Genomic DNA, 17721 nt, shown 5'->3' on the forward strand with positions numbered 1-17721 from the left:
CCCGTCCTGTGAACTACAGGGCGGGCGTCGGCTTTTTTGTGTCCACACCCGGTTTCACCCGTTCGGAGAGTGAGTCGTCACCATGGCGAGAACAGACAAGCCTTCGGCCATCGACGACATCCTCGCCGAACACTCCGGCCTCGAGCAGCAACTGGCCGACCCCGCCCTGCACAACGACCCGTCCGCAGCGCGCAGGGCAGGCAAGAGGTTCGCCGAGCTGGCACCGATCATGTCAGCGCACACCAAGTTGACCGCCGCTCAGGACGACCTCGAAGCCGCACGTGAACTCGCCGCCGACGATTCGTCGTTCGCCGCAGAGATTCCCGAGCTCGAGGCAACGGTTCTGCACCTGGAACAGACGCTGACCGATCTGCTGGCACCACGCGACCCGCACGACGGCGACGACATCGTGATGGAGGTCAAGTCGGGTGAGGGCGGCGAGGAATCGGCGCTCTTCGCGGCCGATCTGGCGCGGATGTACGTGCGCTACGCCGAACGCCGCGGCTGGCGAGTCGAGGTTCTCGACGCGAACGTCTCGGACCTGGGTGGCTACAAGGACGCGACGTTGTCGATCAAGACCAAGGATCCGCTCGACGGCGTCTGGGCGCGGCTGAAGTTCGAGGGTGGCGTCCATCGCGTGCAGCGGGTGCCGGTCACCGAATCGCAGGGACGCGTGCATACCTCCGCGGCCGGCATTCTGGTGTATCCGGAGCCCGACGAGGTCGAGGAAGTGCAGATCGACGAAACCGATCTGCGCATCGACGTCTACCGCTCGTCCGGCAAGGGTGGTCAAGGTGTCAACACCACCGACTCCGCTGTCCGCATCACCCATTTGCCCACCGGCATCGTCGTCACCTGTCAGAACGAGCGATCGCAGTTGCAGAACAAGGCGCGTGCGATGCAGGTGCTCGCGGCGCGTCTGCAGGCGGCCGCGGAGGAAGCGGCCAACGAAGAGGCCTCGGCCGGCCGGGCCAGTCAGGTGCGTACCGTCGACCGCTCGGAGCGGATCAGGACGTACAACTACCCCGAGAACCGCATCACCGATCACCGCATCGGATTCAAAGCGCACAACCTCGACGCGCTGCTCGACGGCGACATGGATGCACTGCTCGACGCGCTCGCCAAGGCCGACCGCGACGCACGTATGCAAGCAGAGTAACTGCGCGCCAACCGTTTTCGGTTCTCGCGCTGCTGATCGAACGAATCTCGAGATACCCTGGCGATCGGATTCGACCCGCCCGCGCCATGAAAGGCACACCCGAGATGAACCAGGCCTTGACCCCCGCAGGCGAGAACGCAGTCACCGAGCTCGCTTCCCGCTACGGGGTGTCCACCGACGCGGTCCGCACCATGCTCGACGCCGTCAACAACGGCCGCGGCACCATGGCGCAGTTCAACATTCCCGAGCTCGGCGGCAGTGGGCAGTGGATGCGCGGCGGTATGACGATGGTGGGCAACATGTTCGATCACGGCCTCAAGAGTCGGGTCGACGGTTTGTGCCGCGATCTGTCCGCGGTGTTGGCGCAGCATCAGGTCTATCCGCCGAGAGATGCCGGTACGGGATCGTTCGGCGGCACTTCCTTCGGCGGGGGATCGTGGTGGCCGTCGGATCTGGGTTCGCCGAGTTCGAGCGGTGGCCAGAACGGATCGCAGTACGCGGTGTTTCCAGGATCTCGTCGCCTCGCCGTCCTCGTGGGAGGGGAATTGGCGGTGTACGACACCCTCGATCACTCCATCGGCGGAGTGCAACAGCAGCAGGGTGGGGGTCCGGGTTCGGTGGAGTTCACCAGCCAGTACGGCACGTTCACTGCGGCAAGTCTGCCGCGCGTCGACCAACGGTCCGCCGACGCGCCACCGCAGAACATGACTTCGTCGCAGCAGCCGCAGCCGGCCGCACAGAATTTCGCGTCTGCGCAGTCGGGTTCACCTGCTCACGCCGGTGTCGACATCTCGGACATCACCGCTGCGATCGAGGCGCTCGCCGGTCTGCATGCGAAGGGATTTCTGACCGACGACGAGTTCTTCGCAAAGAAGTCGGAGTTGCTGGGGCGGCTGTGAGTCCGGTGTCGGACCGCCGTGGCAGTCTGTACAAGTGAGCCGCAAGCCGTTACGCCTAGCCATCCTCGAAGCGACGTCGATGCTCGAGGCCGCCGGTGTGCCGAGCCCTCGGGTGGATGCGGAGCTACTCGCCGCGCACCTCGTCGGAGTCGATCGCGGTCGGCTGGGGTTGGTGCCGTTGGTGGAGCCCGAGCTCGTCGACGCGTACTTCCGAACCGTCGAGCAGCGCGCGAAACGTATTCCCCTGCAATACATCACGGGAACGACGTCGTTGGGAAACATCGATGTCGAGGTGGGTCCCGGGGTGTTCGTTCCACGTCCCGAAACCGAGTTGCTGTTGGCGTGGGCGCTCGCGTTTCTCGAGAACGTCGACCATCACCCGCCCGTGGTGCTCGACCTGTGCACGGGGTCGGGCGCGCTGGCGCTCGCCATCGCGAACGCTCGCCCGGATGCCGTCGTGCACGCCGTCGAACTCGACCCATCGGCCCTCGCGTGGGCCCGCCGTAACGCGGATCTGCGTGCCGAGCAGGGGGATTCACCGATCACGTTGCATCACGGAGACGTCACTTCTCGGGATCTCTTGACCGACCTCGACGGCTCGGTGGACATGATCGTCGCCAACCCGCCGTACATTCCGGACGGGGCGGAGCTCGATCCGGAAGTACTCGACCACGATCCGCACATCGCGCTCTTCGGCGGCGAGGACGGGTTGTCGGTCATCGAGCCGATGATCGGCAACATCGCGCGGTGGCTGCGTGTCGGCGGCGGAGTCGCCATCGAACACGACGACTCGAACGGGGAGGGCGTCGCTGCCCTGTTGTCTCGGCGACGAGTCTTCACCCAGGTCACCGAGCATCCGGACCTGGCCGGCCGACCCCGCTTCGTCGTGGCGGCACGGGCGACGCCGCCCTCTGCCTGAGCGGCAAGGCGGCAAGCCGGCGGCACCTGACATCACTTCGTTACCGAAGGTGGAAGGATAGGCGGAGTGAGTACCGTCTACGACTGCCGTGAAGCCGATGCGCGGGCTGCCGGATTGACCGCAGCGCGCGGTGCCCTCAAATCCGGTCGACTCGTCGTGATGCCCACCGACACGCTCTACGGGATCGCCGCCGACGCGTTCGACGGCAGCGCGGTCACCGACCTGCTGCGCGCCAAGGGGCGGGGACGCGATATGCCGGTCCCGGTCCTCGTCGGTTCGTGGAACACGATCGACGGCCTGGTGCAGAGCGTCCGGCCGCGGACCCGAGATCTGATTCGAGCCTTCTGGCCCGGTGCATTGAGCATCGTGGTCCAGCAGGCACCGTCGCTGGCGTGGGATCTGGGTGATGCTCAGGGAACCGTCATGCTCCGGATGCCGCTGCACCCGGTCGCGCTCGAGCTCCTTCGTGAAGTAGGTCCGCTGGCGGTGTCCAGTGCAAATATTTCGGGAAGTCCGCCCGCCACCACGGTGACGCAGGCGCGAGAACAACTCGGTGGATCTGCGGCGGTTTATCTCGACGGGGGGCCGGCCGACCACGCGGTGGCCTCCACCATCGTGGACCTGACCGGTGAGCACGCACGAATCCTGCGGGTCGGTGCCATTCCCACGGAGCAGATTGCCGAGGTTCTCGGTGTCACCGCCGAAAGCCTGGTTCCGGGAGCGTCCTGACATGCCCGTCCGTTCCGCATGAGCGTCGAGGTGCTTGCCCAGTCGAATCTGGGCGCAGGCGTTCCGATCCGCGAGCTGCTGCTTGTTTTCCTGACGGCCGCTGTCGTCACGTTCTTCGCCACCGGTGGCGTTCGAGTGGCCGCGATCAAGTTCGGCGCAGTCGCCATTCCTCGTGATCGTGACGTCCACGTACAGGCCACCCCCCGACTCGGGGGAGTGGGCATCTACGCCGGCATGCTCGCTGCGCTGCTGTTCGCCTCGCAGCTGCCCGCGTTGGCCCGCGGATTCGATGTCGCCTACAACCGCGACATTCCGGCTGCGCTGGTTGCAGGCTTCGTGATCGTGCTGGTCGGCGTCATCGACGACCGTTGGGGTCTCGACGCACTGACGAAGTTCGTCGGCCAGGTGACGGCGGCCGGCGTCCTGGTCATCATGGGTGTGAGCTGGGTTGTGCTCTACCAGCCCTGGGGCGGCGAGCCCGGCCAGCCGGGCAGCACCTTGGTGCTCGACCAACTTCAGGCCGGGCTGGTGACCGTTCTGATCACCGTCGTCATCGTCAACGCGATGAACTTCGTCGACGGCCTCGACGGGCTCGCAGCCGGACTCGGCCTCATTTCGTCGGTCGCGATCTGCATCTTTTCGGTGGGCCTGCTGCAGGAACAGGGGGGCGACGTCGGCGTCTACCCACCTGCCTTGATCGCGGCGGCGCTGGCCGGTGCCTGCCTGGGATTTCTGCCGCACAATTTCCAACCGGCGCGCATCTTCATGGGCGATTCGGGGTCCATGTTGATCGGGCTGACGCTGGCCACGATCTCGACGAGTGCCTCGGGGCGCATTCCGTTGACGGCCTACGGTCCACGCGATCTGCTGGGTCTGTTGTCGCCGCTCCTGTTGGTCGGTGCCGTGATGCTCATTCCGATACTCGATCTGTTGCTCGCCGTCGTTCGCCGCACTCGGGCCGGGCGAAGTCCGTTCAGCCCCGACAAGATGCATCTCCATCACCGACTCCTGCAGATCGGCCACTCGCATCGACGGGTGGTCCTGGTGATCTACCTCTGGGTCGGTGTGCTCGCGTTCGGTGCGGTCGGATCCTCGCTTCTCGACCGGCGCATCGTGGTGCTGCTCGTCGCTGCCGGTCTGGTGTTCGCGCTCGTCGTCACGGCTGTGCCCACTCTGCGGGTGGATCGATCGCCCGGATCCGAACGCCGGGGTGTCCGACGCCGCTGATCGGGTCGGTGGTTCTTCGGTCGTGTCCCGGCTGGTGCCGGCCACCGGGTGCCACTGGGTACTCTCGTCAACTGTGACCTTCACCCCGCAGCCCATGCCCGACCAATTCGCACCGCTTCGTGCCGCGGTCCGCTACGGCCTCATCGGCCTGGTGGTACTGACGGTGGTGAGCGTGGGGATTTCGGTTGCTGCTGCGGGAACTCCAGGATTGTGGGGATCGATCATCGGAGTAGCCATCGGGGGCGGGTTCGTCATCACGACCGCGCTGTCGGTGGCTCTGACCACGCGGTTTCCCGCGTCGGCGGTCGGAGCGCTGTTGCTCGGTGGGTGGTTGGTCAAGATGGTCATCGCGCTGATCGTGCTCGTGGCACTCAAGGATGCGGACTTCTACAACCGGTATTCGCTCGGGCTGACCATTCTGGGGGCTCTGGTGGTGGTCCTGGGCGCGGAGGTGTTCGGTGTCGTCAAGACGAAGGTGGGCTACGTCGACAGCGTTCCTGCCGACGGGAACCCCGACAAGTCGTAGTACGACAAGCTGTCGTAATCGGTTAAGCTGAGGGCCGCCTACACAACGTCGTAGTTCTGTTGATAAAGTTTGCATCAAGCGATGGGCAAGACCGGGACGAAAGAGACTTTTTCCCCGGACTGGACCCCCGCAGGTAACCATCAGCGTGAGCTTCCTTACAGTAGGCCCGGAGTCACAGACTTCGGCAACGTAGGGTTTCGCCTTGAGAGTTGCCGAGTCGACGTGAGTCGCCGACACCCGACAGACGCTTGGCCGATGAAGACCGGGCCTCAGCCTCTGACGATTGCGAGCCGATTTTCGTCGACTTGATAGATCGTCATTGTCCGATCGAACCGCAGCCGTTACTCGGTTGCGGCCCGAACACGGGAGAGACCGCTGAGCGTCACCACTCTGGCTGCGGAGTTCCATCCGCCGTCACTATCCGATTTCTTTCCTCCCGCGGTGCTGTTCGAGGGAACCCCGTTCGAGCTCGACCGGCTGATGCTCATCCGCATCCTGATGTCGGCTCTGCTGATCGTCTTCATGCTGATCGCTCTGCGCAGCCCCAAGATCGTTCCTCGCGGAATCCAGAACGTCGCCGAGATCGCTCTCGACTTCGTCCGGATCCACGTGGCCGAGGATGTCCTCGGCAAGGAACAGGGACGCCGCTTCCTGCCCGTCATCATGACGATCTTCTTCACGGTCTTCGCGGTGAATCTCAGCGCGGTCATACCGTTCCTGAACATCTCGGCCAACGCCCGCATCGGTCTGCCGATCGTGTTGGCCGCAGTCGCGTACATCGCGTTCGTCTACGCCGGTGTGAAGAAGTTCGGTGCAGCCAAGTTCGTCAAGGGCACGATCGTGATCCCGGGCATTCCGAAGGCCATGCACGTGCTGCTGATCCCGCTCGAGTTCATCTCGAACTTCGTGCTTCGCCCGTTCACGTTGACGGTGCGTCTGCTGGCCAACATGCTCGCCGGTCACATCATGCTCGTGCTGTTCTTCAGCGCCACGCAGTTCTTCCTCTTCGAGGCCTCTGCCGGCCTGAAGATTTTCGCCGCACCCTCGCTCATCATGGGCTTCCTGTTCACGATGTTCGAGATGCTCGTGATCTTCCTGCAGGCTTACATCTTCGCGCTGCTGACGGCGATCTACATCGATCTGTCGCTGCACGCCGACTCGCACTGACCGACCAACAGACCGAACTAGCTACACCGCCACCTCCGACACCCGGATGTGGACCGAAGAAAGGGAACGGAAAACCGAATGAGCCTTGAAGTTCTGGCCCAGGCGCAGGAAATCACCGCAAACGGATACGGCGCCATCGGCTACGGCCTCGCAGCGATCGGTGGTGGCATCGGCCTCGGCCTCGTCGTCGCCAAGAACATGGAAGCAACCGCTCGCCAGCCCGAGCTGGCAGGTCAGCTCCGTACGACCATGTTCCTCGGCATTGCATTCACCGAGTCCCTCGCCCTGATCGGCCTCGTCGCCGGCTTCATTCTCTGAGAGCGCGATGACAAACGCGATAACGCTGCTCGCAGCCGGGGCGGAGGGGGAGGAATCCCAGAACCCGCTGCTGCCCGCAACATACGACATCGTTTGGTCGATCGTCTGTGTCGTGATCATCGGCTTCCTGTTCTGGAAGTACGTCGTACCGCGTTTCCAGACGGTCCTCTCCGAGCGTTCCGAGCTCATCGAAGGCGGAATCAAGAAGGCCGAGCAGGCACAGGCAGAGGCGAAGGCTGCTCTCGAGCAGTACCACGCTCAGCTCGCCGACGCCCGTTCCGAGGCTGCGCAGATCCGCGAGGAAGCGCGCACCCAGGGACAGGCGATTCTCGCCGAGATGAAGGAAAAGGCGCAGGAAGAGAGCGATCGGATCGTGGCCGCAGGCCACAGTCAGCTCGTTGCTCAGCGTCAGCAGATCGTCACCGAACTTCGTGGCGACCTAGGACGTACGGCCGTCGAACTCGCCGAGAAGGTCATCGGAGAGCAGCTCTCCGATGACGCGAAGCGTTCCAGTTCGATCGATCGCTTCCTCAACGAGCTGGATTCCGTCACCGCGGACTCCGCATCAGGAAAGTGAGTCGAACCATGTACGCAACTTCTCGTGAGGCGCTCGCCCGCACACGGTCGGTCGCCCACGAAGCTCTGGGGTCCGCGTCGGGCGGCGAGGCAACGGCCGTCGCCGCTCAGACCGGTGCCGAGTTGTTCGCCGTCGTCGAGACTCTCGACGCGCAGCGCACGTTGCGTACCGCTCTCGCCGACTCCTCGGTCGAGGGCGATCGACGAAGCGCTCTGGCCGGAGAGGTCTTCTCCGGCCAGGTGTCGAGCGCAACGGCGACCATCGTCAAGGCTGCGGCAGGCGAAAGCTGGTCCACCGCCCGTGACCTGCTGAACTCGCTGGTCGAGTTGGGACGCGAAGCTCTGCTCCGCGCTGCTGCCGATCAGGACCAGCTGGACACGGTCGAGGACGAGCTGTTCCGGCTCGGCCGCATCGTGGCTGCCAACCCGCAGCTCGAGCAGGCATTGTCGGATCGCTCCAAGCCGGCACAGGCCAAGCGCGAACTGCTGGGTCGTCTGCTCTACGGCAAGGTCACCGCGGTCACCGAGGCGCTCGCGGTGCAGGCCGTCACGCGTCCACGGAAGGCGGCACCCGCCGACGTTCTGAACGGACTGGCAGATCTGGCCGCCGAACAGCGCGACCGCGCAGTTGCACACGTACGCAGCGCAGCCCCACTGAGCGACAGTCAGCTCGAAAAGCTGACCGCAACCTTGACCCGCACGTACGGCAAGCAGGTCACGGTGCACGTAGAGGTCGATACCGAACTGCTCAGCGGACTTGTCGTTCGTATCGGCGACGAGGTCATCGACGGTAGCGGGGCAGGCCGCCTCGCTGCATTGCGAAAGACGCTCAAATAGTCCGACACGGACACAGTAACGAGAAGAATTGCCTCGGCATTCGAGGCTTTTCATACCGCGATCATTCGAAGGAAGAGCAGGAAACACTATGGCGGAGCTGACGATCTCCTCCGACGAGATCCGTAGCGCGATCGATAACTTCACCGCGAGCTACTCACCGGAGTCTTCCCGCGAGGAGGTCGGCACGGTTACGGACACGAGCGACGGAATCGCTCACGTGTCCGGATTGCCGTCGGCGATGTCCAACGAACTCCTGGAGTTCCCGGGCGGAGTCCTCGGTGTCGCGTTGAACCTGGATGCCACCGAAATCGGTGCCGTCATCCTCGGTGACTACGAGCACATCGAAGAAGGCCAGGAAGTCAAGCGCACCGGAGACGTGCTGTCGGTCCCCGTGGGCGACGGCTACCTCGGTCGCGTCGTGGACCCGCTGGGCAAGCCCATCGACGGCCTCGGCGACATCGAGTCCTCCGAGACCCGCGCCCTCGAATTGCAGGCTGCCTCGGTGCTCGAGCGCCAGCCCGTCGAGGAGCCGCTGCAGACCGGCATCAAGGCGATCGACGCCATGACCCCGATCGGCCGCGGCCAGCGTCAGCTCATCATCGGCGACCGCAAGACCGGCAAGACTGCGGTCTGCATCGACGCGATCCTGAACCAGAAGGCCAACTGGGAGAGCGGCGACGACAAGAAGCAGGTTCGCTGCATCTACGTCGCCATCGGCCAGAAGGGCTCCACGATCGCAGGCGTCAAGGCTGCACTCGAAGAGCAGGGCGCACTCGAATACACCACCATCGTCGCCGCACCCGCGTCCGACTCGGCCGGCTTCAAGTGGCTCGCTCCGTACACCGGCTCGGCCATCGGCCAGCACTGGATGTACCAGGGCAAGCACGTCCTCATCGTGTTCGACGACCTGACCAAGCAAGCCGAGGCCTACCGCGCGATTTCGCTGCTGCTGCGTCGCCCGCCGGGCCGCGAGGCATACCCCGGTGACGTCTTCTACTTGCACTCCCGCCTGCTGGAGCGTTCGGCGAAGCTGTCCGACGAGCTCGGTGGCGGGTCGTTGACGGCACTGCCGATCATCGAGACCAAGGCCAACGACGTCTCCGCGTACATCCCGACCAACGTCATCTCCATCACCGACGGCCAGGTCTTCCTGGAATCGGACCTCTTCAACAAGGGCGTCCGTCCCGCCATCAACGTCGGTATCTCGGTTTCCCGAGTCGGCGGCGCTGCGCAGACCAAGGGCATGAAGAAGGTCTCCGGATCCCTTCGTCTCGAGCTTGCTCAGTTCCGTGAGCTCGAAGCCTTCTCGGCGTTCGCGTCCGACCTCGATGCAGCGTCCAAGGCGCAGCTCGAGCGCGGCGCTCGACTGGTCGAGCTGCTCAAGCAGGATCAGTACGCACCGGTGGCCGTCGAAGACCAGATCGTCTCGATCTGGCTCGCAGGCCAGGGCACGTACGACTCCGTTCCGGTCGGCGATGTTCGCCGCTTCGAGACCGAGCTGCTCGAAGATCTGCACCGCAACGCAAGCGGCGTCTACGACAGCATTGCCGGTGGCAAGGCTCTCGACGACGACAACCAGAAGGCACTGACCGAAGCGACCGAGAAGTTCAAGGCCGGCTTCGTGGACTCGGACGGCAACCGCGTTGTCAACGAGGCCGAGGCAGACACTCTGAACGCCGACGAGGTCAGCCAGGAGCAGGTCAACGTCACCCGCAAGACAGTCAGCAAGTAGGCCGGCGATGACAGGTGACATGACGAGCACAGAAGGGAGCGTGAACAGCTAGATGGCAAGCATTCTCGAGCTTCGCTCCCGTATCAAGTCGGTCAACTCGACGAAGAAGATCACCAAAGCGCAAGAGTTGATCGCAACTTCGCGAATCACCAAGGCGCAGGCCCGCGTTGCCGCATCGAAGCCGTACGCGGAAGAGATCACGAAGGTGCTCTCCGCACTGGCGAGTGCATCGAGCTCGCTCGATCACCCGTTGCTCAACGAGCGACCCGAGCCCAAGCGTGCTGCAGTCCTGGTCGTGACCAGTGACCGCGGTATGTGCGGTGGCTACAACTCCAACGTCCTCAAGGAAACGGAGGAGCTCTTCCAGCTCCTGCGCTCCGAGGGCAAGGACCCGGTCATCTACGTGCTCGGCGCAAAAGGCCTGGGCTACTACACGTTCCGTGAGCGGGACGTGAAGGGTGCCTGGACGGGCTTCTCGCAGGAACCCGGATACGCCGATGCAGCGAAGGCCAGTAAGCATCTGGTCGAGCTGTTCATGGCGGGTTCGGGCACCGAGGTGGAGGCTCCCAACGGTGAAGGCACCGTCGAGGGCGTGGACGAGTTGCACATCGTCTACACCCGCTTCGTGTCGATGCTCACGCAGAAGCCCGAAGTTCGCCGGATGGCACCACTCGAAATCTCGTACACCGACGAGGAATTCGAGATGGGTGCGGACGCGTTGACCGACTCACCGACCGCGGATGTGCAGGCACAGTACGAGTTCGAGCCGGAGGCAGGCACTCTGCTCTCGGCGCTGCTGCCCAAGTACATCAGCACCAGGATCTACGCGTCGTTGCTCGATGCGGCAGCGTCGGAGTCCGCGGCGCGTCGTACCGCCATGAAGGCAGCGACGGACAACGCGAACGAATTGGTCGAGACCTTGAGCCGTCAGGCCAACCAGGCTCGGCAGGCCCAGATCACCCAGGAAATCAGCGAAATCGTCGGTGGCGCCAACGCGTTGGCCGACAGCGCAGGAAGTGACTAAGCAATGACCGCAGCAGTAGCCCAAGAGAACGCGAGCGGAGCGGACACACAGTCCGGCCGTGTCGTTCGGGTCATCGGCCCCGTTGTGGACGTCGAGTTCCCGCGCGGCTCGATTCCCGCACTGTTCAACGCCCTGAACGCAGAGATCACTCTGCCGACCGTGGCCAAGACCCTGACGCTCGAGGTTGCACAGCACCTCGGTGACAACTTGGTTCGCACCATCTCGATGCAGCCCACCGACGGCCTCGTCCGTGGCACGGCTGTCGTCGACTCCGGCAAGCCGATCTCGGTTCCCGTCGGTGACGTCGTCAAGGGCCACGTGTTCAACGCCCTCGGTGACTGCCTGGACACCCCCGGACTCGGCCGCGACGGCGAGCAGTGGGGCATCCACCGCAAGCCACCAGCCTTCGATCAGCTCGAGGGCAAGACCGAGATCCTCGAGACCGGCATCAAGGTCATCGACCTGCTGACGCCGTACGTCAAGGGCGGAAAGATCGGTCTGTTCGGTGGTGCCGGTGTCGGCAAGACCGTGCTGATCCAGGAAATGATCACCCGTATCGCACGCGAGTTCTCGGGCACCTCGGTGTTCGCAGGAGTCGGCGAGCGTACTCGTGAGGGCACCGACCTTCACCTCGAGATGGAAGAGATGGGCGTCCTCCAGGACACCGCCCTCGTCTTCGGACAGATGGACGAGCCGCCCGGCACGCGTATGCGCGTGGCGTTGTCGGCACTGACCATGGCGGAGTACTTCCGCGATGTGCAGGGCCAGGACGTGCTGCTGTTCATCGACAACATCTTCCGCTTCACGCAGGCAGGTTCGGAGGTGTCGACCCTTCTCGGTCGTATGCCGTCTGCCGTCGGTTACCAGCCCACGCTGGCGGACGAGATGGGTGAGCTCCAGGAGCGCATCACCTCGACCCGTGGCCGCTCGATCACCTCGCTGCAGGCGATCTACGTCCCCGCCGACGACTACACCGACCCGGCTCCGGCCACGACGTTCGCGCACCTCGATGCGACGACCGAGCTGTCGCGTCCGATTTCGCAGATGGGTATCTACCCCGCTGTGGACCCGCTGAGCTCGACCTCGCGCATCCTCGAGCCCGGCATCGTCGGTGCCGAGCACTTCCGCGTCGCCAACGAGGTCAAGCGCATCCTGCAGAAGTACAAGGAGCTGCAGGACATCATCGCCATCCTCGGTATGGACGAGCTTCAGGAAGAGGACAAGGTTCTGGTCGGCCGCGCACGCCGTCTCCAGAAGTTCCTCGGCCAGAACTTCATCGTTGCCGAGAAGTTCACCGGCGAGGCCGGTTCGGTCGTGTCCCTCTCGGACACCATCGAGGCGTTCGACAAGGTCACCAAGGGTGAGTACGACCACCTTCCCGAGCAGGCCTTCAACAGCTGTGGTGGTCTCGACGACGTCGAGGCAGCCGCGAAGAAGATGGCCGGAAAGTAGACCGACGTGACTTCTTCCGAGAAGAGCGGCATGGAGGTCTCCCTGGTCGCTGTGGAGCAGAAGCTGTGGTCCGGTACTGCGACCATCGTCAGTGCTCAGACCACCGAAGGTGAGATCGGCATCATGGCCGGCCACGAGCCTGTCCTCGGCCAGCTGGTCGAGGCGGGCACGGTGTCGATCACGACGACCGACGGCGAGAAGATCATCGCTGCGGTGCACGGTGGCTTCCTGTCGGTGACGGGTAAGACCGTCACAGTGCTGGCGGAGTCCGCCGATTTCGCCGACGACATCGATGTCGAATCGGCACGGGCTGTAGTGGCAGAGAACGGCGACGACCTCGAGGCCATTGCGGTGGCCAAGGGACGTATCCGCGCTGTCGAGCGGTCCTAGGTTCACGAGAAGCCGCGACGAGACCTGCGATGCACTCCGGATTGATTGCTCTGATCATTCTGGTTGTGCTGCTCGCAGGGCTCGTCGCGGCTTTTGCGTATCGTCTTGCCGTGCTGCGGCGCGGTGGTACGGCAGCGATCATGCGTGTGCTGCCGTCCGAGGGTGGTGCCGGTTGGCGGCACGGCATCATTCGGTACGGCGACAACACGTTGGTGTTCTTCAAGCTGTCCAGTCTGCGGCCCGGGCCCGATCATCGGCTCGGTAGACAGGACGTTCAGGTGGGGGACCGACGGGCCCCACGCGACACCGAGTTCGACATCATGACTCCGGACATCGCCGTGCTGGAGTTGTCGGACAACGGCAAGAAGTACGAAATGGCACTGGACAGAAGTGCGTTGACCGCTTTCCTGTCCTGGGTGGAGTCACGCCCGTCGGGGCGCTCGCGCCGCCGTCGGCCGGCGGCCTGAACGAGTCGCTTGCCGGAAATCAGTCGGTATCGGTACCTGTCGAGCGGCTCGCTCCGGGTACCCACTGCACGTCGCCCTCCGGGTTTGCGTACCTGCTCAGGATGAACAGCAGGTCCGAGAGCCTGTTGAGGTACTTGGCCGGTAGATCGCTCGTGGTTTCCGGGGAGGCGTGAACCGCTGCCCAGGCCGACCGCTCCGCGCGCCGAGCCACGGTGCGCGCGACATGCAGCAGCGCTCCCAGAGGTGTTCCGCCGGGCAGGATGAACGACGTCAACGCCGGTAGCTCGTCGTTGTATTCGTCGCACCAGGCTTCGAGGCGGTCGACATAACTCTGATCGATCCTCAGCGGTGGGTGTTCCGGATTGTCGACTACAGGCGTCGACAGATCGGCACCGGCGTCGAACAGATCGCTCTGAACGGTCCGGATGACGGTCCGCACGGATTCACTCGGATTTCCCAGTGCCAGTGCGACTCCGAGGCTCGCGTTGGTCTCGTCGCAATCTGCATAGGCGATCAGCCGCTCGTCGTTCTTGGAGACCCTCGAGAAATCGCTCAATCCCGTGGTCCCGTCGTCGCCGGTCCGGGTGTAGATGCGTGTGAGGTGAACGGCCATGCGGCTACGGTACCGCGCGGGTGCCGGTCGGTACCGCTGGCTACGCTGTCGAAGTGAGTGAACGCTTTTTGGTCAACGGTGGTAATCGCCTCGTGGGTGAGGTGGCGGTCGGTGGTGCGAAGAACAGCGTCCTCAAGCTGATGGCCGCGGCCCTGCTCGCCGAGGGAACCAGCACGATCACCAACTGCCCCGACATCCTGGATGTTCCGCTGATGGCGGAGGTGCTGCGCGGACTCGGGTGCGAGGTGGAGCTCGACGGCTCGGTCGTCCACATCACGACCCCGGCGATGCCGAAATACCACGCCGATTTCGCGGCGGTTCGCCAGTTCCGAGCGTCGGTCTGCGTCCTCGGCCCTCTCGTCGCGCGGTGCAAGCGAGCGGTGGTGGCATTGCCGGGTGGAGACGCCATCGGGTCGCGTCCGCTGGATATGCACCAGTCCGGACTGCAGTTGCTGGGGGCGCGCAGCGAAATTCAACACGGATGCGTCGTTGCGGAAGCCGACGAGTTGCGCGGCGCGAACATCAGGTTGGCTTTCCCCTCTGTGGGAGCGACGGAGAACATCCTGATGGCGGCTGTGCTCGCTACCGGTGAGACCGTGATCGACAACGCGGCACGCGAACCGGACATCGTCGACGTGTGCAACATGCTCAACGAGATGGGTGCCGATGTCCGGGGCGCAGGCACCTCGACCCTCACCATCCGGGGTGTCAGCGCGTTGAAGCCGACGACTCATCGCGTCATCGGCGACCGAATTGTCGCTGCTACGTGGGGAATCGCGGCCGCAATGACGCGCGGGGACGTTCGAGTGCGTGGGGTCAACCCGAAACATCTCTCGCTCGTACTGGACAAGCTGCGGTCTGCGGGTGCCGAGGTGACAAGCGAACCGGACGGCTTCCGCGTCGTTCAGCACGAACGGCCGCGAGCAGTGAACTTTGCGACGTTGCCGTACCCCGGGTTTCCCACGGATCTGCAACCGATGGCTATCGGGCTCGCGACCGTCGCCGACGGGACGTCGATGATCACCGAGAACGTGTTCGAGGCACGCTTCCGGTTCGTCGAGGAGATGATCCGACTGGGGGCTGATGCGCGTACCGATGGCCACCATGCTGTGGTTCGCGGTGTTCCCCAACTCTCCAGCGCGCCGGTGTGGTCTTCGGACATTCGAGCTGGGGCCGGGCTGGTCCTGGCCGGGCTGGTGGCGGACGGTACGACCGAAGTGCACGACGTGTTCCACATCGACAGGGGCTATCCGCGATTCGTGGAAAACCTGACCGCTCTCGGCGGGAGCATCGAGCGGGTCAGCTGACCGACCTCTTCTCGAGAGCGTCGACCAGCACCCGGAGCGCGCGCTCGAATCGATCGTCCGCCACCGACCCGTAGCCGATGACGATGCCACCATCGGTGGTCGGCGATCGCGTCGAATGTGCGAGCGTCGGCAGATCGACTCCGTTGTCCGCGCAGTCGGCTGCAATATCGCGTGCAACGTCTGCGTCGAGTACGAGCACCGTGTGCAGCCCGGCACCGACGCCCCGAAGTTCGCCGAATGGTGCCAGCGCAGCGGCGACGACGCGGTCACGTGCCCGATAGATCCGACGTGCCGTGCGTACGGACCGGTCCCATTCGCCGTCCCGCAACAGCGAGGTCATGGCCTGCTGGACGGGAACCGACGGGAAGTCGCCGATGGCGCGACGTGTGTCGGTGATGCGCTCGACCATCGACGGGGGAGCGACCATCCATCCGAGGCGTACGCCGGCACCCAGCGTCTTCGATACCGTTCCCAGGTAGACGGCACGGTTCGGAACGAGCTCGGTGACGGTGGTCAAAGTTGCTATGCCGTAACGGAATTCGGAATCGTAGTCGTCCTCGATGATGGTGGTTCCGGTACTTCGTGCCCAGTCCGCCAGGGCGCGCCGACGACCGACGGGCATGAGTCCGCCAGTGGGGTACTGGTGTGAGGGGGTGACGTAAACGGCCGGGGTGCCGTGAGGAACCGATTCGAGCTCGTCGACGACGAGGCCCTCGCGGTCGACGGGGATGTCGTGAACGGACCACCCGCGGTGTGTAGCGAGGGCAGCAGCAGCCCGGTATCCCGGATTCTCCAGTGCGAGAACATGTTCGACGCCGACGTTTGCGGAGAGGGCACCCAGTGCCAGGTCCAGACCGTGAATACTGCCCGTGGTGACGACGATCGAATCCGCGGTGGTGTGCAGCCCGCGTGCACGGCCGAGCAAGTCTGCAATGCGCTTGCGCAAGTCGAGTGAGCCGGCCGGATCGGGATAGTCGCCCGGCGGGGGAGAGCCACCGACGTCTCGCCATGCCCGCTTCCACGCATCGGATGCGCGAGGCGGAGTCCACGGTATTCCGGGGCGCAGCGAAATGCGCTGAGTAGTGGGTGGGCCTTCCTGTGCTCGGTGCAGCCTGTGGTCCGACCGAACGGCATGCGGAACATCTCGGACGTAGTTGCCGGATCCACGACGTGCCTCGAGCCATCCTTCGGCGACGAGCTGCTCGTACGCCTTCTCCACCACCGCACGAGCCAGACCCATTTCGACGGAAAGTGCTCTGGTACTTGGCAATCGGACGCCCGGCTCGAGCTCGCCGCGATCGATTGCCGCCCGGATACCGTCGGCTACCTGAACGGGCAACGTGCGGCGGTCGGCTCGATCGATCGCGATCGACAGGGCATTCGGCGGCAAGGTCATCGTGCGTCACCTGTCCATGGCAGAAAGTGGCCTAGCATTATTGCTCCCTATTGGACCATGACAGTGAGCCAACGGGGCGGCACTCTGGTGGCATGACGGCCGACGAAACACTTCTGTCCCCAACATCCAGAACCACCGTGGTCCGAGGTCGGCAGCGTGCGCAGTCGGAGCGGACGGCATTGCTCGACGTGCTCCGATCGGCTCGCCTCTGTCATATGGGGGTGCTGGTGGGGAACGTGCCACGTGTGCTCCCGACCGTGTTCGGCCTGGATCCGGAGGGGCCGGACAGGGCGGGAACCCTGTACCTCCATGGTTCGGTCGCCTCTCGAAGCCTGGTGGAGGCACTTGATCAGGACATCTGCGTCACGGTCACGGTCGTCGACGGGTTGGTCCTGGCCCGGTCCGCGTTCCATCACTCGATGAACTACCGAAGCGCCGTCATCGTGGGACGGCCGCGTCGAGTGGAGGACGAGGACGAACGGGCACGGGCATTGGACGCCATAGTCGATCAGGTCGTTCCGGGTAGAAGCACATATCTGCGGGCGCATACGAGGAAAGAGCTTGCGGCGACGAGCGTGTTGGCGCTTCCGCTGTACGAAGCATCGGTGAAAGCGCGGACCGGCGGACCGATCGACGACGAGGCCGACATTGCAGCAGGTGAAGTGTGGGCGGGTGTGATTCCGGTCGGTGAATACGTCGGCGCTGCAGAGCGTGGGGAAGATGTGGAACCGAACCTCGATGTGCCCGACCACGTTCTGGCGTTGTCCCGCTCGTGAAACCCGTTTCTGTCGACTGTTCGCAAGATATGGCTGGCGTCACACGCGGGGATATGTCGGCCGAATGCGAGGCACTCATGCGCGCGGCTTCTCCGACCTGGGCAGATGCCGGTGGTAACTCGATTCACCTGCCGATTTGCGTGTGTGGGGTTGGTGGCGTAACTTTTGTCGAGTCAGAGCGACGGACACCGACCCGGTCTTCACGGA

19 protein-coding genes are annotated in these 17721 nt (G+C 64.3%); 17 read left to right on the forward strand and 2 right to left on the reverse strand.

Going from position 1 to position 17721, the window contains the following annotated elements:
• Positions 1-82: 82 nt before the first annotated feature.
• The 15 genes from prfA to JLZ96_RS24830 all read left to right on the forward strand — a co-directional run bounded on the left by prfA (position 83) and on the right by JLZ96_RS24830 (position 13422).
• Entirely contained in the window at positions 83-1159 is a 1077-nt protein-coding gene (gene prfA / locus JLZ96_RS24760) for a peptide chain release factor 1 (protein WP_027497911.1), read from the forward strand.
• Positions 1160-1263: 104 nt separating this feature from the next.
• Entirely contained in the window at positions 1264-2058 is a 795-nt protein-coding gene (locus tag JLZ96_RS24765; protein WP_167327448.1) for an SHOCT domain-containing protein, read from the forward strand.
• Between the two features lie 34 nt (positions 2059-2092).
• Positions 2093-2977 carry a peptide chain release factor N(5)-glutamine methyltransferase gene (gene prmC, locus JLZ96_RS24770; RefSeq protein WP_167327447.1) on the forward strand — a complete coding sequence of 295 codons (885 nt, stop codon included), beginning with the start codon at positions 2093-2095 and terminating at the stop codon, positions 2975-2977.
• A gap of 66 nt (positions 2978-3043) precedes the next feature.
• Entirely contained in the window at positions 3044-3706 is a 663-nt protein-coding gene (locus tag JLZ96_RS24775; RefSeq protein WP_027497908.1) for an L-threonylcarbamoyladenylate synthase, read from the forward strand.
• An 18-nt stretch (positions 3707-3724) separates the two neighbouring features.
• A complete protein-coding gene (locus JLZ96_RS24780) occupies positions 3725-4933 on the forward strand; it encodes a glycosyltransferase family 4 protein (protein WP_027497907.1) in 1209 nt (402 codons plus the stop codon).
• Positions 4934-5027: 94 nt separating this feature from the next.
• Positions 5028-5459 carry a hypothetical protein gene (locus tag JLZ96_RS24785; protein ID WP_045840958.1) on the forward strand — a complete coding sequence of 144 codons (432 nt, stop codon included), beginning with the start codon at positions 5028-5030 and terminating at the stop codon, positions 5457-5459.
• Between the two features lie 441 nt (positions 5460-5900).
• Positions 5901-6626: a F0F1 ATP synthase subunit A gene (atpB, locus tag JLZ96_RS24790; RefSeq protein ID WP_027497905.1), complete on the forward strand. Its 726-nt coding sequence runs from the start codon at positions 5901-5903 to the stop codon at positions 6624-6626.
• Between the two features lie 78 nt (positions 6627-6704).
• The gene (locus JLZ96_RS24795; RefSeq protein WP_027497904.1) at positions 6705-6944 is read left to right on the forward strand and encodes an ATP synthase F0 subunit C; all 240 of its coding nucleotides are present in this window, start codon (positions 6705-6707) and stop codon (positions 6942-6944) included.
• Between the two features lie 7 nt (positions 6945-6951).
• Positions 6952-7521, forward strand: coding sequence for a F0F1 ATP synthase subunit B (locus JLZ96_RS24800; protein WP_027497903.1), 570 nt, complete (start codon positions 6952-6954; stop codon positions 7519-7521).
• Positions 7522-7529: 8 nt separating this feature from the next.
• Positions 7530-8357, forward strand: coding sequence for a F0F1 ATP synthase subunit delta (locus tag JLZ96_RS24805; RefSeq protein WP_027497902.1), 828 nt, complete (start codon positions 7530-7532; stop codon positions 8355-8357).
• Positions 8358-8445: 88 nt separating this feature from the next.
• On the forward strand, positions 8446-10089 hold the full coding sequence (gene atpA, locus JLZ96_RS24810) for a F0F1 ATP synthase subunit alpha (RefSeq protein WP_032365581.1): 1644 nt from the start codon (positions 8446-8448) through the stop codon (positions 10087-10089).
• Positions 10090-10141: 52 nt separating this feature from the next.
• Positions 10142-11113 (forward strand): F0F1 ATP synthase subunit gamma, encoded by a 972-nt coding sequence (locus JLZ96_RS24815; protein ID WP_032383690.1) that lies wholly within the window; start codon positions 10142-10144, stop codon positions 11111-11113.
• Positions 11114-11116: 3 nt separating this feature from the next.
• Positions 11117-12565, forward strand: coding sequence for a F0F1 ATP synthase subunit beta (gene atpD, locus JLZ96_RS24820; RefSeq protein ID WP_027497899.1), 1449 nt, complete (start codon positions 11117-11119; stop codon positions 12563-12565).
• Positions 12566-12595: 30 nt separating this feature from the next.
• The gene (locus JLZ96_RS24825; RefSeq protein WP_027497898.1) at positions 12596-12955 is read left to right on the forward strand and encodes a F0F1 ATP synthase subunit epsilon; all 360 of its coding nucleotides are present in this window, start codon (positions 12596-12598) and stop codon (positions 12953-12955) included.
• 29 nt (positions 12956-12984) lie between these two features.
• Positions 12985-13422: a DUF2550 domain-containing protein gene (locus JLZ96_RS24830; RefSeq protein WP_027497897.1), complete on the forward strand. Its 438-nt coding sequence runs from the start codon at positions 12985-12987 to the stop codon at positions 13420-13422.
• A 19-nt stretch (positions 13423-13441) separates the two neighbouring features.
• Here the strand turns inward: JLZ96_RS24830 and JLZ96_RS24835 are convergent, their stop codons facing one another.
• Complete coding sequence (locus tag JLZ96_RS24835; RefSeq protein WP_201011550.1) at positions 13442-14035, reverse strand: cob(I)yrinic acid a,c-diamide adenosyltransferase; 594 nt, start codon at positions 14033-14035, stop codon at positions 13442-13444.
• A 53-nt stretch (positions 14036-14088) separates the two neighbouring features.
• On the opposite strand from JLZ96_RS24835, the gene murA reads away from it, so the two are divergent.
• Complete coding sequence (murA, locus tag JLZ96_RS24840; protein ID WP_027497895.1) at positions 14089-15342, forward strand: UDP-N-acetylglucosamine 1-carboxyvinyltransferase; 1254 nt, start codon at positions 14089-14091, stop codon at positions 15340-15342.
• Here the strand turns inward: murA and JLZ96_RS24845 are convergent.
• Entirely contained in the window at positions 15335-16738 is a 1404-nt protein-coding gene (locus JLZ96_RS24845) for a PLP-dependent aminotransferase family protein (protein ID WP_236254239.1), read from the reverse strand. The two genes, murA and JLZ96_RS24845, sit on opposite strands and share 8 nt — an antisense overlap.
• 92 nt (positions 16739-16830) lie before the next feature.
• On the opposite strand from JLZ96_RS24845, the gene JLZ96_RS24850 reads away from it, so the two are divergent.
• On the forward strand, positions 16831-17514 hold the full coding sequence (locus JLZ96_RS24850; RefSeq protein WP_032368770.1) for a pyridoxamine 5'-phosphate oxidase family protein: 684 nt from the start codon (positions 16831-16833) through the stop codon (positions 17512-17514).
• Positions 17515-17721: the final 207 nt, after the last annotated feature.

Source organism: Rhodococcus sp. NKCM2511 (genome assembly GCF_014905595.1).
In the GTDB taxonomy this organism is placed as follows: domain Bacteria; phylum Actinomycetota; class Actinomycetes; order Mycobacteriales; family Mycobacteriaceae; genus Rhodococcoides; species Rhodococcoides fascians.

Coding starts and splice junctions, on each gene's coding strand:
- prfA (WP_027497911.1), top strand. CDS start 83: ATGGCGAGAACAGACAAGCCTTCGGCCATCGACGACATCCTCGCCGAA.
- JLZ96_RS24765 (WP_167327448.1), top strand. CDS start 1,264: ATGAACCAGGCCTTGACCCCCGCAGGCGAGAACGCAGTCACCGAGCTC.
- JLZ96_RS24780 (WP_027497907.1), top strand. CDS start 3,725: ATGAGCGTCGAGGTGCTTGCCCAGTCGAATCTGGGCGCAGGCGTTCCG.
- JLZ96_RS24785 (WP_045840958.1), top strand. CDS start 5,028: ATGCCCGACCAATTCGCACCGCTTCGTGCCGCGGTCCGCTACGGCCTC.
- JLZ96_RS24795 (WP_027497904.1), top strand. CDS start 6,705: ATGAGCCTTGAAGTTCTGGCCCAGGCGCAGGAAATCACCGCAAACGGA.
- JLZ96_RS24800 (WP_027497903.1), top strand. CDS start 6,952: ATGACAAACGCGATAACGCTGCTCGCAGCCGGGGCGGAGGGGGAGGAA.
- JLZ96_RS24805 (WP_027497902.1), top strand. CDS start 7,530: ATGTACGCAACTTCTCGTGAGGCGCTCGCCCGCACACGGTCGGTCGCC.
- atpA (WP_032365581.1), top strand. CDS start 8,446: ATGGCGGAGCTGACGATCTCCTCCGACGAGATCCGTAGCGCGATCGAT.
- JLZ96_RS24815 (WP_032383690.1), top strand. CDS start 10,142: ATGGCAAGCATTCTCGAGCTTCGCTCCCGTATCAAGTCGGTCAACTCG.
- atpD (WP_027497899.1), top strand. CDS start 11,117: ATGACCGCAGCAGTAGCCCAAGAGAACGCGAGCGGAGCGGACACACAG.
- JLZ96_RS24825 (WP_027497898.1), top strand. CDS start 12,596: ATGGAGGTCTCCCTGGTCGCTGTGGAGCAGAAGCTGTGGTCCGGTACT.
- JLZ96_RS24830 (WP_027497897.1), top strand. CDS start 12,985: ATGCACTCCGGATTGATTGCTCTGATCATTCTGGTTGTGCTGCTCGCA.
- JLZ96_RS24835 (WP_201011550.1), bottom strand. CDS start 14,035: ATGGCCGTTCACCTCACACGCATCTACACCCGGACCGGCGACGACGGG.
- JLZ96_RS24845 (WP_236254239.1), bottom strand. CDS start 16,738: ATGACCTTGCCGCCGAATGCCCTGTCGATCGCGATCGATCGAGCCGAC.
- JLZ96_RS24850 (WP_032368770.1), top strand. CDS start 16,831: ATGACGGCCGACGAAACACTTCTGTCCCCAACATCCAGAACCACCGTG.